Genomic DNA, 14936 nt, shown 5'->3' with positions numbered 1-14936 from the left:
AAAACTACCTTCCAGAGCCGAATTTAACGATGAAGCTGTCAAGAAGGTTGCGGGAGGGTATAACTAGGACTCGCTCTCGGTCATAGCCTTCTGGGAACTGCGCTCGATGCCAACCGAGCAAATCTTCTAACAATAACGGCTTTTGATAGTGGAATGTTGCATCTAACATCATCTCAACCACTGCATCAATTTCTCGTGAGGCCGCAGGCATATTATGGTTATCAACCCCTAAATGCCGAGCAACAGAGGATCTTACTTGATCTGTTTTTAAAACCTCGCCTGCGATTTCAGATGTTTTAACGATTTCAAGAGTAACGGCGTCTAACTGAGCTTCAACATTTAAATCAAATCCTAGCGTCAGCAATCCTCCAAGAAGCTGACCCTGACGCAATCGCACTTGGCTCACCAGCGGCAACAGCTTTTTATCTGACCATTGCCAATTTATCCAATTTTAATGAGAAGGTAGGCGCTAATTTTCATAAAAAAATGGTGATCATACTTAAAGTATAACCACCACAGCAGAGTGTTTCAAAAACAGAATCGCTAAAAACTAAACAGCAGGCTTAAATTTTCTGCGATAGATACTGCGCAACACTGGCATAAACACCATCAAAATAGCCAATAACCATAACACCATAGTGATAGGGCTGCCCCACAGAATACTTAGCTCACCTTGAGAAATAGATAGCGCGCGTCTTAAATTGGATTCCATCAGCTCGCCCAAAACATAACCTAAAATAAGCGCTGATAATGGAAAGTTTAACTTACGTAAGAAATAACCGAACACCCCAAGTGCGACCATAAAGACCAAATCAAAAGTCGTACTATGGATTGAGTATACGCCAACAAAGCTGACCGCAGCAATTGCTGGTATTAAGATATAATTTGGCACATTTAGCAATTTTGCAAATAAGCCAACCAATGGAATATTCATTACCAGCAAAATAACGTTACAGATAAATAAAGAGGCAATCAGACCCCAAACGATATCAGGCTGCTCGGTAAATAACTGCGGGCCCGGAGTGATGTTGTACAAAGTTAGCGCACCCATCATAACCGCTGTAGTACCTGAACCTGGCACACCTAAAGTCAGCATAGGCACAAACGAGCCACAAGCTGAGGCATTATTCGCTGCCTCTGGCGATGCAACACCGCGCAGATCACCGTCACCAAACGTACCTTTGTCACCAGCGATTTTGCGTTCACTGGCATAAGTCATGGCACTCGCAATAGTAGCCCCTGCACCCGGTAAAATACCAACAACAAAGCCCATTAAACCACTACGTAACATCGCGCCTAAGGTAAACATAAACTCTTTAAGGTTTAATAAACTACGCTTACCTTGCTCAATTACCTTGTGTCCAGTAGTAGTTTTTTCGAGTAAGATTAAGATTTCACTGACACTGAAAAAACCAATCACAATAGTGGTGAATTGAATACCATCAGATAGGTTGACCGAATCAAAAGTAAAGCGGTAAATCCCTGTAACCGCATCGACACCAACCGTCGCTAAACCAAGACCGATTAGAGCGGCAATACCAGTTTTAATGGGTTGATCACCGACCAAACCGCTGAGACAGGTAATAGCAAATACCATCAATACAAAATATTCGGCGGGCCCAAATGAGATGGCCCACTTGGCTAATAACGGGGCAAATAAAACCACACCGATCGTGGCAATCGTCGCACCAACGAAGGAGCTGACGGCGGATAAAGAAAGTGCAATACCGGCCTTGCCTTGTTTGGCTAATGGATAACCATCTAATGTCGTCATAATAGCGCCAGCATCACCTGGCACGTTAATGAGAATGGCGGAGATACGACCACCATATTCACAACCAAGATAGACGGCGGCAAGTAAGATGAGCGCACTTTCTGGTGGTAATCCTAAAGCAAAGGCGAAAGGCAGTAATATCGCCACACCGTTAATAGGACCAAGTCCAGGCAACATACCGACAACGGTACCCAAAAAAGCACCGATAAGTGCAATCAGTAAGTTCTCTGGGGTAGATGCAATAGCGAAACCGTGCATTAAAAATTCAAAAGTATCCATACTGGCTATCCTATTATCCCTGATAATAATCCAAGTGGTAATTTGACATCCAAAAGTATGTCAAATAAGACGTATAAGCCAATACTGATTAACACTGAAAAGATAAAGCTTTTAAGCGGGTTGCCAGCAAATAGTAAACCTACGGCAAAGGACATCAGAATGGTGGCAACAATAAAGCCCAGTACCTCAAAAATCAAACCATAGACGAGTAACGCAAGCGCACAGAGTACTAAGTTTCTAATAATTGGTTTGGTAAGCCCTAATTCTATCGGCTTGGTAAAGCTTGCTGGACGAAAAGCAACAACTAGCGCGCCAAATGCCAGCAATGAAAAGATTAAAATCGGGTAAGGGCGAGGGCCGATGGGATCATAGGCAATAGGAGCGACATAGCCAATGGCTAGGTATATTAAAAATAAGCTCACCAGTGCCATTAGCCCAGAAAACAGACGTTCCATAGTCATAATAGGACTCCTAGAATGTTAGGGCAAAAAGGCTGGCATCTCTATTTTCTGCCAGCCTTTTAAGAATACGATCAAACTTTAGTATTCAATCAATAACGTGATTGAACACCAAGCTCACTATTTGGCTTCAGCCTCAACAAGACCGTATTCAGCAGACAACTCACGAAGCTCACCCGTACGCTTATAAACATACTCTTGTAGCTCTTCACCGGTCATAGAGAATGGCAATAATTCTTGCTGTTCACGTAGCTCAGCAAACTTTGGATCAGCAAGCATCTTATCAAAGGCATTCTTCCACCAGTTATAAGCACTTGGGCTCACATCTGGACCCATGTAATATCCACGTACGACCGGCCACGTGACATCATAGCCTTGCTCTTTAGCAGTAGGAATATCGCTCATAGTGCCACCTAACCTTTCATCGGCAAATACGGCTAGGACGCGCAATTTACCAGCAGTGGTTTGCGGCATAAGCTCGGCAATGCCCGCACTAACGGCGGTGATGTGATTACCCATAACCGCTGTGATTGCTTCACCGCCGCCTTCCATTGCAACATAGGTCATGTCGTTAGGGTTGACGCCAACGGCTTTGGCCAATATGGCAGTTTGCATCCAATCTTGACCGCCGACACTACCGCCCGCGCCGAAGCTGACTGATTTTGGATTTGTTTTTAGAACCTTAACCAAATCATCTAAAGTTTTGATGTCTGAATCCGCATTGACGGCGACAGCGCCATAATCTGTGCCGACACCGGCTAGCCATTTCACATCTTTTTCAGTGAATTTACCAAATTTACCTTGCGATAAATTAAGAATAGAGCCGGTTGAGAAGGCAATAATGGCATCACCGTTATCACGATCATTGGCAACGATTTTGTTATAAGCAACCGCACCAACCCCGCCTGGCATATAAGTCACACGCATAGGGTCTTTTAAGATGCCAGTGTCTTTCAAACCCGCTTGAGCAAGCTTACAAGTCAAGTCAAAGCCGCCGCCTGGCTTGGCAGGTGCGATACATTCAGGACGTGAAGGAGCAGTCAGCTCACTTGAGCCATCTGTCGCTGCTGCATCTGTACTGGCCGTTTCATTAGCGTTATTACAGGCAGTCAAAGATAGAATAGATAGGCCAAGAGCCAGATAGGAAAGTTTTTTCACACGACACTCCTTGTGTGTATATTTATACTAAAGTTTCAATAGAATTCTGATCGGCGCAACCCGTTATTAAGGTTTGAAGCTACGATCAGACTAACGAAGTTACTGTACTTCATCAAAATATGTTTTTTTGTCACTGTATAAAAGTAACAGAATATTTTGTAAATGACAAGAAACATATGTATGTCTGTATGAATTTTATTATACTATAGAGACGCATAAGGGTATTGACTATTATTCCTATGCTTAGCTTTCAGTTATAAATAACAAACACTTTTATAGCTTTCTCTTATTTATAAGGGATTAAAAGATAAGTTGGATCACTAAGATTGCTATTATCCCAACACAAATGTCTAAGGGCACAGCTTTGAATAACAGAGCAGTAAAGAGCTTATTTTTTTCTATAACGACTTGAGAGGCGCCTAACATGAGACTACCACCTGATGAAAAAGGTGACAGTGATGAGCTTTGCGCGCCCACAACAATACAGGTAAAGAGTAATAAAGGACTTATGCCAGAAGCAACGGCTAGGGGTAACACTATAGGAAATAAAGTAGGGGCGACGACGCCAAGTGTACTGGCAAATACGGACATGATTGCGCTGATAACGAAGACTAGCGTCGGTATCAACCAGATAGGGACGTTGGTACTGAGCCATTCGGTTAGCTCGTAAATAACTCCTACCTCTACACCGAGGCGAATCAACATACCGACACCGCAAATCATAATAAGCGTATTCCAAGGTATGAGTGCTATCACCGCTCTTTCGTCGCCTAACTTTAAAAATAGGCTGATTAAAGCAAAAATAACCGCGATAAAACCAATATCGATCCGAGCGTTCAAAAACTCAATCGCTGATATTTGCGGCATGAGCAGATTTAAAATGGGCACGATAAGCACAGTCGCCATCATGATAAAAATCAGCATAATAGATTGTTTTTGCTTACTATCAAAAGGCTCTGGCACTGTCGTTTGAATCGAGATTTTGCTATTTTTGGCATTGAACACGCTATAGCCACCCAAGAGAATTACAGGTATGACAAAAGTAGCAGCGAAAACCCCTAAAACATACGTAAAGCTATTGTCGTTTGCCACACCTGCGCCGCGCATCAGCTCCCTAAAGATAACGCCGCTTTGTGAGGTAATAAAGTTAGCACCGGCGAGCGCGCCATAATTGACAGATAAGGTGGCAATGACGATATTTAAATTGGTGCGTTTAGACAAAAGCAAAATCATCGGTGCCATTGTCGCTAAAACGGTGTAATAGCCTGCGCCTAAGCCTGCGACAACTGTAGCAACAAAAAATATAATCAATGGCAAAAATGCTGGAAAATGACGACACCTATAGATTAAATGATTCGATAATTTCTCTAACGCACCGTTTGCGAGAGGGAAGTTATAAAAAAGCGTCACAGCAAAAATAACAAAGAAGATTTTTAGCGGCCATAGCTCAATAATCTCATAAGCCTTTAGACCCATACCGAAACAACCAATCAGATACGAAAACGCAATAGCAAACAAGCCGATATTGATTTTGGTGGTATAGCCTAAAATAATGCATATTACGATGGCTGCGAGAATATAAAGTGTCACAACTGCCCCTTGATTTTAACGGTATGAATTCTATAAAAAGCCATAGCAGCTTTTATAGAGTAAAAAGCAGTACGCTAATATTGAAAAATAACTTTATAAACGATAAGTCAAATAAGCCTTAGCAGCGCCTCTAATTAAGTAGAATGATAGCAAAAAAACTCATATGAATTAGATAAGGTTGATAATAACAAGCGGATCAAAAATACCTATTAAAACGATTAGAATAGTCTTACTTTTACGGCAATAATGTCGCTTAAAAAAATCGAGTTATTAAAAATTTTCCATGACGGTGAAACAATGATAGACAATTTCAAAAACTTTAAAATGCCACGATATGAGCAGGTAAGATGGCACATACAAACCTTACTGACAGAGAGCAAGTGGGATGAAAACACACCTTTACCTAGCGAGCAAGAGTTTGCTGATAAATATCAGGTATCGGTAGGCACCGTGCGTAAAGCGGTTGAAAAACTGGTGGAGGAAGGGGTTTTAATAAAACAGCAGGGCAGAGGGACGTTTTTAAAGCGTCCAGATTTTAATAGCTCATTATTAAGATTTTTTAAATTTCGTGATAAAGAATCTGGTTATGTCACGCCAACAGGAATAATTAAAAAAATCTCAGTGATAGACGCGATTGATGATATTAACCAAAAATTAGATATAGATGAACATGAAGCGCTCATTTATATAGAGCGGGTTCGTATCGTCGAAGACAAAGTCTTACTGAGTGAAAAGATATGGCTTCCTAAAAGCTGTTACGAAGCCTTTACCAACTTGGCGCCTGAAGATTTTGAGAATCTTCTTTATCCTTTTTATTATACAAAATGTGGACAGTTTGTGTCGTCTGCCGTCGAGACTCTATTTTTTATAACCAATCATATAGACCCTTATTTAGGCAATAATAAACAAGAAAGTTTGGTTAAAGTATGCCGTATTGCCAAAAATTTAGAGGGTGACCCTATCGAGTATAGAGAGTCATATGGACTGGCAGGGAAATTTAGTTATGAAATCAATATCATTTAATCATTATGATAGACCGTCAATAAAACCAAATGACTTATTAAAACAGCACATTGACGTTTCTTATTATCATTATCAGCCCACTAATAACCATGAGTATGAGTAGCATTATTCTAAACTGACTAATCGTCATTCCCGCTAAAAAATGCTTACCAATGATATTGCCGACGACCGCGCCTAACCCTAGTACCAGTCCATATAGCCAAAGTCTGGCAGGGAATACGCCAAAGAAAGCGTAGCCGCCGATTTGCATGATACCCACAAAAAAGGAGTTGGCAGTTTTAGTAGCAATCAGGTTTTCTTTTTCTAGCCCAGCATTCATATAAAAAGGGTTGAGTATAGGGCCGAGACCACCGACCAAAGTACTCATAAAAGCAATGACAAAACCCAAAGGTATAAAGCCGAATTTTGGCATATCAAAGGTTTTATCGACTTTACCGAACCTATATTGGAAGATGGTCGATACCAAAAATACGCCAACCAATAACTGAATCCACCCTGCATCCAAGCGGCTAAATACCAAGGCGGCAAGCCATACCCCTACAATGGCACTAGGAACATAGTATCTGGTCAAGGACCAATCGATGTCATGCCAAAATAGATAGAGCCGTGAGGCATTGCTAATAAGCGTGGCCAAATTGATCACGGGAGGCGTAACGGCCGTTCCTATCATTGAAGAGGTGACAGGTATCAATAGCATGGCCCCGCCGCCGCCAGACACCGTAGAGATGATAAAAGCGACCATGCCAGCGACAAACAAGCCTGCCAAGTGCCAATTCGGGATGGTGTGCAATAGCTCTAAAACACTGGTCACTATAAAATCCTATTCCATCAAATTCTAAAGTATCTTAAATGACTGATAGTATGAGTAGTCGAGATGTTTAAACTAGTAATCTGCTTTATTACAGCCCCTAAAATGCAAACTGCGGCAATACCCCGTAAAACTAATAATAGCTCAGTTCAAAATAACTGGTATTTAATGCTGTTTGAAAGAGACTTACATTATCTTAATCTTTGATAAAGTATGGTGGCACCAACGCTTGCTCATTGTTGTTCCGCCAGACCTGCTAGCCATTAAGCTTTGTTTGAGAGACGAACAAAGCTTTAGGGCTAGGCAACATAGAAATGTTACTATAACTCTTAAAACTAATAACGATGACAGTTATTTAATGCTGATTGTTTGCTAGCAGTCGTTTTTAGTATCCATTCATTTAAAACTAAAATAAATAGGAGCAAAACATGGGCTTATTGGTCGATGGTCAATGGCAAGATAAGTGGTATGACACCGAGGCGAGCGGTGGACGCTTCGTACGCAAAGATGCTGGTTTTAGAAACTGGGTAACAGCGGACGGTAGCGCAGGCCCAACCGGCGTGGGTGGCTTTAAGGCCGAAGCCAATCGCTATCATTTATATGTGTCGCTTGCTTGTCCGTGGGCGCACCGCACCACGATTTATCGCAAGCTCAAAGGCTTGGAAGATATGATTTCGCTGTCTGTCGTGCATCCCTTTATGGGCGATAAAGGTTGGACGTTTGCAGAAGGTGCTGGCGTGATTGCCGATCCGATTGTCAATGCCAGCTATTTGTATGAGGTGTATGTAGCGGCTAAGCCCAACTATACTGGACGCGTCACAGTGCCAATATTATGGGATAAAAAAACCAATACCATCGTTAGTAATGAATCGTCTGAGATTATTCGGATGTTAAATTCTGCTTTCGATGAAGTAGGGGCGACGGACGTTAATTTTTTACCAAAAGCGTTGCTTGCAGAAATCGATACGATTAATGAATTCGTGTATTCAGCGGTCAATAACGGCGTGTATAAAGCAGGGTTTGCCACGACCGAAGCTGCCTATAAAGAAGCAGTAGTGATGCTATTTGACGCGCTTGATACGCTAGAGGTGCGCTTAGCTGACCAACGTTACTTGCTCGGTGATACGATTACTGAAGCCGATTGGCGTTTATTCACCACGCTAGTACGGTTTGATGCAGTATATGTTGGGCATTTTAAATGTAATATCCGCCGTATTGTTGATTATCCCAACCTTTGGGGCTATCTGCGTGATTTATATCAGGTGCCCGGTATCGCCGAGACGGTCAGTATCGAGCATATCAAGGCGCATTATTATACCAGTCACGCCAACATCAATCCCACGCGTATTATCCCCGTCGGTCCGCTGCTTGACTTTAACGAACCTCATGACCGTACGCATTTCTAGCTTTTATTGAGCTTTTTAAATTAAGCTAAGAAAAAACCGCGCCAGCTTCTATAGAAGCTGGCGCGGTTCTTTGTATAAAGCGATTTAATTTATATTAAGCGTTATTCAACTGACGAGCCGCTTCTAGGGCGAAATACGTCAAAATCCCATCAGCGCCCGCACGACGGAAACCAATCAAGGATTCCAAAATCACCGCATCGGTCAGCCAGCCGTTCTGAATAGCAGCCATATGCATGGCGTATTCACCAGACACTTGATACGCAAAGGTTGGTACGCCAAAGGTGTTTTTAACTTCACGAATCAGGTCTAAATATGGCTGACCCGGTTTAATCATCACCATATCAGCACCCTCATTGATATCCATGGCAACTTCGTGCAGCGCTTCGGCGCGGTTGCCAAAGTCCATTTGATACTGCTTTTTATGCCCACCTTTTAAGTTGCCGGCGCTACCAACGGCATCACGGAACGGACCGTAGTAAGCAGAAGCATATTTGGCAGAATAGGCCATGATAGCGGTGTTGACAAAGCCTTCAGCTTCAAAGGCATCACGCATAGCTTTGATACGGCCATCCATCATATCACTTGGCGAGATGATATCAGCGCCTGCGCGAGCGTGGACGAGTGCTTGCTTGACCAAGACTTCGACGGTTTCATCATTGACCACATAGCCGCTGTCATCGAGCAGACCGTCTTGACCGTGAGAGGTATAAGGGTCTAGCGCCACATCAGTCATTACCACCATTTCTGGCACGGCATCTTTGACCGCTTTGACGGCGCGCGCGCTTAAGCCATTTTCATCATAAGCCGATTTGCCATCAGGCGTTTTTAATGAATTATCAATGACAGGAAAGATATCGATAGTGGTGACGCCCTCTGCTAATAATTCTTTGGCATAATTAATCAACAGATCAATCGATAGGCGCTCAACGCCTGGCATGCTAGCGATTGCTTCACGCTTGTTTTCGCCCTCTAAGACAAAAACAGGGGCGATAAAATGCTTAGGATGCAGCTCAACTTCACGAATCATCGCGCGGACATTATCGTTATAACGCAAGCGACGCAAGCGGGTTTCAGGGAATTGACGGTTAAAAGTATAAGTCATGAGGTTTCCTTATTTGTTTTTAAGCATGGTTATTTATCAGCTTCATGGAAACAGCTGTTTTAAAGACTGGTTTTTATAAGATTGGTATCATTAAGAGAATAAAAAGGTTGTTAGTATAATTTTGCGCGATAACTGGCACTACTATAACCAATAGTGACTATCGAAAGCAAAAAGCCCTACCAAGTCGGTAGGGCTGATTGTAGATATCGACTATCAAGGTGAGGAAAATTTTCCCACAACCTTTAGAGCTACTTAACGCTCATTAATCTGCGTGACCGGTACTTGCTCAACATTGGCCTCTTTCGTAGTGGTCTTTTCAGTGACCACGCCGACAGCAGCGTCTGTCTTGCCATCATTATTGACATCGACAACAGCCGTTGGGTTAAAAGTTGCTTTCTCTATTGGCTGTGCCTGCTTAATCGCTTGCGCTTCTTGTGCAGAAGCCACGCGAGCTGAGCTGGCAGCTTCGATAGCATCGACCGCTTTGGCTTTATTGCTATTGGCCGGTAGATTGACCAATTGCACTAAGTTTTTATGCGGTACAGGAATGACAGTTGGTACATCAAGGTTGGCACCGCCACCTAGCACTTGATAAAGCTCGATTTGGCTGATGATTTTTTGTAGCTCTAAGTCCAAGATACCTTGTTGCGTTGAAAATAGCGAACGCTGCGCATCGAGTACATCTAGGTAGTTGGCAATACCCGCTTTAAAGCGCGCATCGGCAATCTGATACGTTTGTTCAAAGTTATCTTGCAGACGGTACTGCGCGGCCAACTGGTCGCCCAATGTCGCGCGTGTCGCTAGGACGTCCGATACTTCACGGAACGCGGTTTGAATAGAGCGCTCGTAGTTTGCTAGCGTCTGTTCGCGCTCAATTTTCGCCACATCATAATTGGCATCTAAGCGGCCGGCATCAAAAATAGGTACGCTAATGCTTGGACCAAATGACCAGCCAACCGAACCACTCTTAAATAAATCATCTAAACTGCCACTACTCAAGCCCACGCTACTGGCTAAGCTGATAGATGGGAAGTAAGAGGCGCGTGCTACTTCGATATTGGCACCCGCCGCTTTTAGATTGTACTCTGCTTCCAATACATCAGGGCGATAGCGCAGCAATTCACTTGGTAAGCCGGCGCTAAATATCTGCTGGCTTGTAATATTGCTAACTGCAGGCGCTGGAATAAGATTGGTTGGAATGGGGCCACCGACCAAAAACTGCAGCGCATTACGCGATCTTAAAATACTGCTTTGCGCCTGTAAAACGGCAAGTCTGGCATTCTCTAGTGATGCACTGGCTTGCAAAGACGGCAGTTTGGGATCTATACCCGCTTCAAAGCGTTTATCAGCGATAAATAGAGACTTCTCACGGCTTTCGACCGTCGCTTCAGCCAGTTTTAACTGCGCAAGGCTATAGCTCAAATTGGCATAGCTTTGAGCAATATTACTAATCAAGCTGATTTGGGTGGTGTCTTTCGCTGCCGTAGTCGCTAAGAAGTTCTGTAACGCCTGCTCTTTTAAGCTGGCGATTTTACCCCAAAAATCTAACTCATAGTTGGCCAAGCCAAGATTGACATTATATGAGCTGTTAGGGTTTTTATCCGTTCTGTTTTGCGCTTGACGCGTATAACCACCGCTACCATCAATTCTAGGCAGGTCATTGATATCGGTAATTTGATATTGCGCGCGTGCTTTCTCAATGGCTAGACGTGCACTTTCAAAGTCTTTGTTGTTCTCTAAGCCTAAGGCAATCAGACCTTTTAAGCGCTCGTCGCTATAAAACTCCTGCCAGCGCTGCGCGGCAATACTGGCTTGATTGGCGCTGCTGACGGTTTCTTTGTCGAACGCGCCATAGGTTTGTTCGATAGGCACGTTTGGTTCAGCAAGCACAGGACGCATATCTGCTTTTGGAATGGTGTTACAAGCAGCCATGCTCAGTGCTAAGGCGGTGAGGCCAATGAGGCGACCGCCATTTTTACGCAGTACTGCTAGCGCTGGTTGGGCAGTGGTAGCTATAGTAGCTACCGCTGCTGAGTTTAAGGTAAAGTTTTTTTGAGCACTCATTGTATATTATCTCCAAAGCTTGCAGGCTGATAACTATCAGAAGGCATTGGGTCAGAAGGCGTTGGGTTTTGCGGGCCAGGTGTGCCGTCGTCACCGTCATCTTTATTGTTGGGTTTATTATTCTCATATTTGTAAGGGAATAAACTACGTACCCAAATAAAGAACATTGGAATAAAGAAGATACCTAATAACGTCGCGGTGACAACACCACCTACCACGCTGGTACCAATGGCGTTTTGACTGCCTGAGCCCGGACCTGTGGCGATGAATAATGGCACAACACCAAGTCCAAACGCAAGTGAGGTCATGATAATTGGACGCAGACGTTGACGCGCCGCTATCATAACCGCTTCTTTTAGCGTATTACCTTCTTCTTGATGCTCTTTTGCAAACTCAATAATCAAGATAGCGTTTTTGGCTGATAGACCAACGACTGTTAGTAGACCAACTTGCAAGTAGATATCGTTATTAAAGCCGCGTAGCCAGGTAAATATCACCGCACCTAGCACCCCAAGCGGAATAACCAATAGTACAGAGAAGGGGATAGACCAGCTTTCATATAGAGCGGCGAGACATAAGAATACCACTAAGATCGACAGGGCATAAAGCATCGGCGCTTGGGCACCTGACTTTTGCTCTTCAAGTGACATACCCGTCCACTCATAGCCGATACCTTCAGGTAGCTTTTGCATCATCGCTTCCATCGAGCTCATCGCTTCACCCGTACTAAGACCAGGGGCGGCGCTACCTTGGATATTCATTGACGGTAAGCTGTTATAACGGGTTAGACGCGGCGAGCCTGACTGCCATTCGCTGCTTGAGAACGCATCAAAAGGAATCATTTCACCGGAATCATTACGTACATACCATTTGCCGATATCATCAGGATTGGTACGACTGCTTGGCTCGCCTTGGACAAACACGCGCTTAATACGACCACGGTCGACGAAGTCATTGATATAGCTTGAACCCCAAGCAGTAGAAATGACGCTATTAATATTAGCCAATGACAGCCCATAAGCAGCGGCTTGTTCTTGATTGATATTAATTTTTAACTGTGGCGCATCTTCTTGGCCGTTTGGACGCACGCCTGTTACTTGATCGTTTTGAGCAGCCATACCGAGCAGCATATTACGCGCTTCAAGTAAGCCTTCATGGCCGACGTTACCCGTATCTTGAATCATCAAGTCAAAACCACTGGCGTTACCTAGTTCGGTAATAGCTGGCGGTACAATCGCAAAGACTTGTGCTTCATTTAACTGGGTAAAGAAATAACCCATTGCTCGACCAGCGACCGCTTGTGCGGTATTTTCATCGCCGCTTCGCTCCGCCCAGTCTGTCAAACGTACGAAAGCCAGACCCATGTTTTGACCTTGACCGGCGAAACTAAAGCCTGCCACAGAAAACACAGACGCCACGTTGTCTTTTTCTTGGGTTTCGTAATAGTTAGTGACTTTTTCTAGTACTGCTTCCGTTTCATCAAGCGTCGCCCCAGCAGGAAGCTGTACTAAGGTAAACATAATACCTTGGTCTTCCTCGGGTAAAAACGAGCCCGGAATACGTAAGAATACCACGGCCATGACGCCGATAATGGCGGCATAACCGATTAAGTATAGCCATTTAAATTTAAAGCTTTTACCGACAGAGTTTTCATACTTACGGCTGACTTTATAAAAAGAGCGGTTAAACCAACCGAAGAAACCTTTTTGCTCTTCAGTAGTTCCTTTCTCGTGGCTCTTACTACGTTTCAGCAAGGTCACACATAGGGCAGGGGTAAAGATAAGCGCCACTAATGCTGACAGTACCATCGCGGTAATCAGGGTAATGGAGAACTGACGATAAATGACGCCGGTTGAGCCACCAAAGAAGGCCATCGGTACGAAAACAGCCGATAGAATCAAGGCGATACCGACAACGATTTTACTAATCTCGCCCATCGATTGTATCGTCGCGTCTTTAATGGAAATATGAGGGTCTTCTTCCAAGATACGCTCAACGTTTTCGACGACAACGATGGCGTCATCGACCAGTAGACCGATGGACAATACCAAGGCAAACATGGTCAATACGTTGATACTAAAGCCAGCGATATATAAGACGGCAAAAGTACCCAGTAATACCACGGGTACAGCAAGCGTTGGAATAATGGTCGCGCGCCAGTTCTGTAAGAAAATGAACATGACGATAAAGACTAAAACAATCGCTTCGATTAGTGTTTTGACCACTTGCTCAATAGACAAACGTACAAATGGCGTGGTGTCATAAGGAACAACGGTCGTCAGATTTTTTGGGAAGTTCTGTTCAAGCTCCGCCATACGAACGCCAACGGCTTCACGAGTTTCAAGCGCGTTTGCACCACCCGCCAAAGAAATACCGAGACCAGCGGAACTCTGCCCATTATAAAGCGCAGTCACACTGTAGTTTTCACTGCCGATTTCAACTTTTGCAACATCACCTAGGCGAACCTTTGCCCCAGAGGTATCGGTTTTTAATAAGATGTTTTTAAATTCTTCAGGGGTTTGTAAATAGCTTTGCACGGTAACCGTGGCGTTAATAACCTGTCGATCCGTATCCGCAGGTGCTTGTCCTAATTGGCCGGCAGACACCTGCGCGTTTTGTGCACGTACGGCATTGACCACATCAGCTGGCACCAAGTTATAACTACGTAGCAGCGAAGGGTCAAGCCAGATACGCATGGCATAGGCTGAACCAAACACCTGCACTTCACCAACACCTTCAACACGGCTGAGCTGGTCAACGACGTTAGAGTTGATATAGTCAGCAATATCGCTGTTATCCATACTGCCGTCTTCAGAGATAAACCCTTGTACCATTAAAAAGCTACTAGAGGATTTATTGACGTTGACACCTTGACGCTGTACGGACTCAGGGAGTGAACTCATCGCGGCTTGCAGTTTGTTCTGTACCTGTACCTGTGCGGTATCAGGATCGGTACCGTTTTCAAAGGTAAGCGTTACAGATGCGCCACCATTTGACGAGCTCGATGATGACATATACATCAAGCCATCAAGCCCTTTCATACGTTGTTCGATAATCTGAACCACTGAATCTTCAACGGTCTGCGCGTTCGCACCAGGATAGCTTGCGCTCACCGAGATGGTCGGCGGTGCGATGCGTGGATACTGCTCAATCGGTAGGTTAATAACCGATATTACCCCGATGAGCATGACCAAAATAGCCATCACCCAAGCAAAAATAGGGCGATCAATAAAAAAACGTGACATAGTATATTCCTAGTCTTCCTATCTTTGAA

General features: G+C 44.1%; 11 protein-coding genes. 2 read left to right on the top strand and 9 right to left on the bottom strand.

The window, feature by feature from the left end:
• Positions 1 to 4: 4 nt before the first annotated feature.
• The 5 genes from AB8P72_RS09760 to AB8P72_RS09740 all read right to left on the bottom strand — a co-directional run bounded on the left by AB8P72_RS09760 (position 5) and on the right by AB8P72_RS09740 (position 5259).
• Complete coding sequence (locus AB8P72_RS09760) at positions 5 to 406, bottom strand: DUF4172 domain-containing protein (RefSeq protein ID WP_238060309.1); 402 nt, start codon at positions 404 to 406, stop codon at positions 5 to 7.
• A gap of 144 nt (positions 407 to 550) precedes the next feature.
• Positions 551 to 2053 (bottom strand): tripartite tricarboxylate transporter permease, encoded by a 1503-nt coding sequence (locus AB8P72_RS09755; protein ID WP_238060310.1) that lies wholly within the window; start codon positions 2051 to 2053, stop codon positions 551 to 553.
• Positions 2054 to 2058: 5 nt separating this feature from the next.
• Positions 2059 to 2514 (bottom strand): tripartite tricarboxylate transporter TctB family protein, encoded by a 456-nt coding sequence (locus AB8P72_RS09750; protein ID WP_068406033.1) that lies wholly within the window; start codon positions 2512 to 2514, stop codon positions 2059 to 2061.
• A 117-nt stretch (positions 2515 to 2631) separates the two neighbouring features.
• Positions 2632 to 3669, bottom strand: coding sequence for a tripartite tricarboxylate transporter substrate binding protein (locus AB8P72_RS09745; RefSeq protein WP_193031295.1), 1038 nt, complete (start codon positions 3667 to 3669; stop codon positions 2632 to 2634).
• A gap of 300 nt (positions 3670 to 3969) precedes the next feature.
• Positions 3970 to 5259 carry an SLC13 family permease gene (locus AB8P72_RS09740; RefSeq protein WP_193031297.1) on the bottom strand — a complete coding sequence of 430 codons (1290 nt, stop codon included), beginning with the start codon at positions 5257 to 5259 and terminating at the stop codon, positions 3970 to 3972.
• 297 nt (positions 5260 to 5556) lie between these two features.
• On the opposite strand from AB8P72_RS09740, the gene AB8P72_RS09735 reads away from it, so the two are divergent.
• On the top strand, positions 5557 to 6282 hold the full coding sequence (locus AB8P72_RS09735) for a GntR family transcriptional regulator (RefSeq protein WP_238060313.1): 726 nt from the start codon (positions 5557 to 5559) through the stop codon (positions 6280 to 6282).
• 37 nt (positions 6283 to 6319) lie between these two features.
• Here AB8P72_RS09735 and AB8P72_RS09730 read toward each other — a convergent pair whose 3' ends face one another.
• The gene (locus AB8P72_RS09730; protein WP_238060311.1) at positions 6320 to 7093 is read right to left on the bottom strand and encodes a sulfite exporter TauE/SafE family protein; all 774 of its coding nucleotides are present in this window, start codon (positions 7091 to 7093) and stop codon (positions 6320 to 6322) included.
• 425 nt (positions 7094 to 7518) lie between these two features.
• Here AB8P72_RS09730 and AB8P72_RS09725 point away from each other — a divergent pair, with 425 nt between their 5' ends.
• The gene (locus AB8P72_RS09725; protein WP_238060312.1) at positions 7519 to 8496 is read left to right on the top strand and encodes a glutathione S-transferase family protein; all 978 of its coding nucleotides are present in this window, start codon (positions 7519 to 7521) and stop codon (positions 8494 to 8496) included.
• Between the two features lie 94 nt (positions 8497 to 8590).
• Here AB8P72_RS09725 and hemB read toward each other — a convergent pair whose 3' ends face one another.
• The 3 genes from hemB to AB8P72_RS09710 all read right to left on the bottom strand — a co-directional run bounded on the left by hemB (position 8591) and on the right by AB8P72_RS09710 (position 14907).
• Complete coding sequence (gene hemB / locus AB8P72_RS09720) at positions 8591 to 9598, bottom strand: porphobilinogen synthase (protein ID WP_102076928.1); 1008 nt, start codon at positions 9596 to 9598, stop codon at positions 8591 to 8593.
• A 252-nt stretch (positions 9599 to 9850) separates the two neighbouring features.
• On the bottom strand, positions 9851 to 11662 hold the full coding sequence (locus AB8P72_RS09715) for an efflux transporter outer membrane subunit (protein WP_306495211.1): 1812 nt from the start codon (positions 11660 to 11662) through the stop codon (positions 9851 to 9853).
• Positions 11659 to 14907, bottom strand: coding sequence for an efflux RND transporter permease subunit (locus AB8P72_RS09710; RefSeq protein ID WP_369957696.1), 3249 nt, complete (start codon positions 14905 to 14907; stop codon positions 11659 to 11661). Before AB8P72_RS09710 ends, AB8P72_RS09715 begins: the two co-directional genes overlap by 4 nt.
• Between the last annotated feature and the right edge of the window lie 29 nt (positions 14908 to 14936).

Source organism: Psychrobacter sp. CLB018, assembly GCF_041222815.1.
Classification (GTDB): Bacteria; Pseudomonadota; Gammaproteobacteria; order Pseudomonadales; family Moraxellaceae; genus Psychrobacter; species Psychrobacter faecalis.
Note: the sequence above shows the minus strand (reverse complement) of the source record. Positions and strands in the feature narration are given on the sequence as shown.

Coding starts and splice junctions, on each gene's coding strand:
- AB8P72_RS09755 (WP_238060310.1), bottom strand. CDS start 2,053: ATGGATACTTTTGAATTTTTAATGCACGGTTTCGCTATTGCATCTACC.
- AB8P72_RS09750 (WP_068406033.1), bottom strand. CDS start 2,514: ATGACTATGGAACGTCTGTTTTCTGGGCTAATGGCACTGGTGAGCTTA.
- AB8P72_RS09735 (WP_238060313.1), top strand. CDS start 5,557: ATGATAGACAATTTCAAAAACTTTAAAATGCCACGATATGAGCAGGTA.
- AB8P72_RS09725 (WP_238060312.1), top strand. CDS start 7,519: ATGGGCTTATTGGTCGATGGTCAATGGCAAGATAAGTGGTATGACACC.
- hemB (WP_102076928.1), bottom strand. CDS start 9,598: ATGACTTATACTTTTAACCGTCAATTCCCTGAAACCCGCTTGCGTCGC.
- AB8P72_RS09715 (WP_306495211.1), bottom strand. CDS start 11,662: ATGAGTGCTCAAAAAAACTTTACCTTAAACTCAGCAGCGGTAGCTACT.
- AB8P72_RS09710 (WP_369957696.1), bottom strand. CDS start 14,907: ATGTCACGTTTTTTTATTGATCGCCCTATTTTTGCTTGGGTGATGGCT.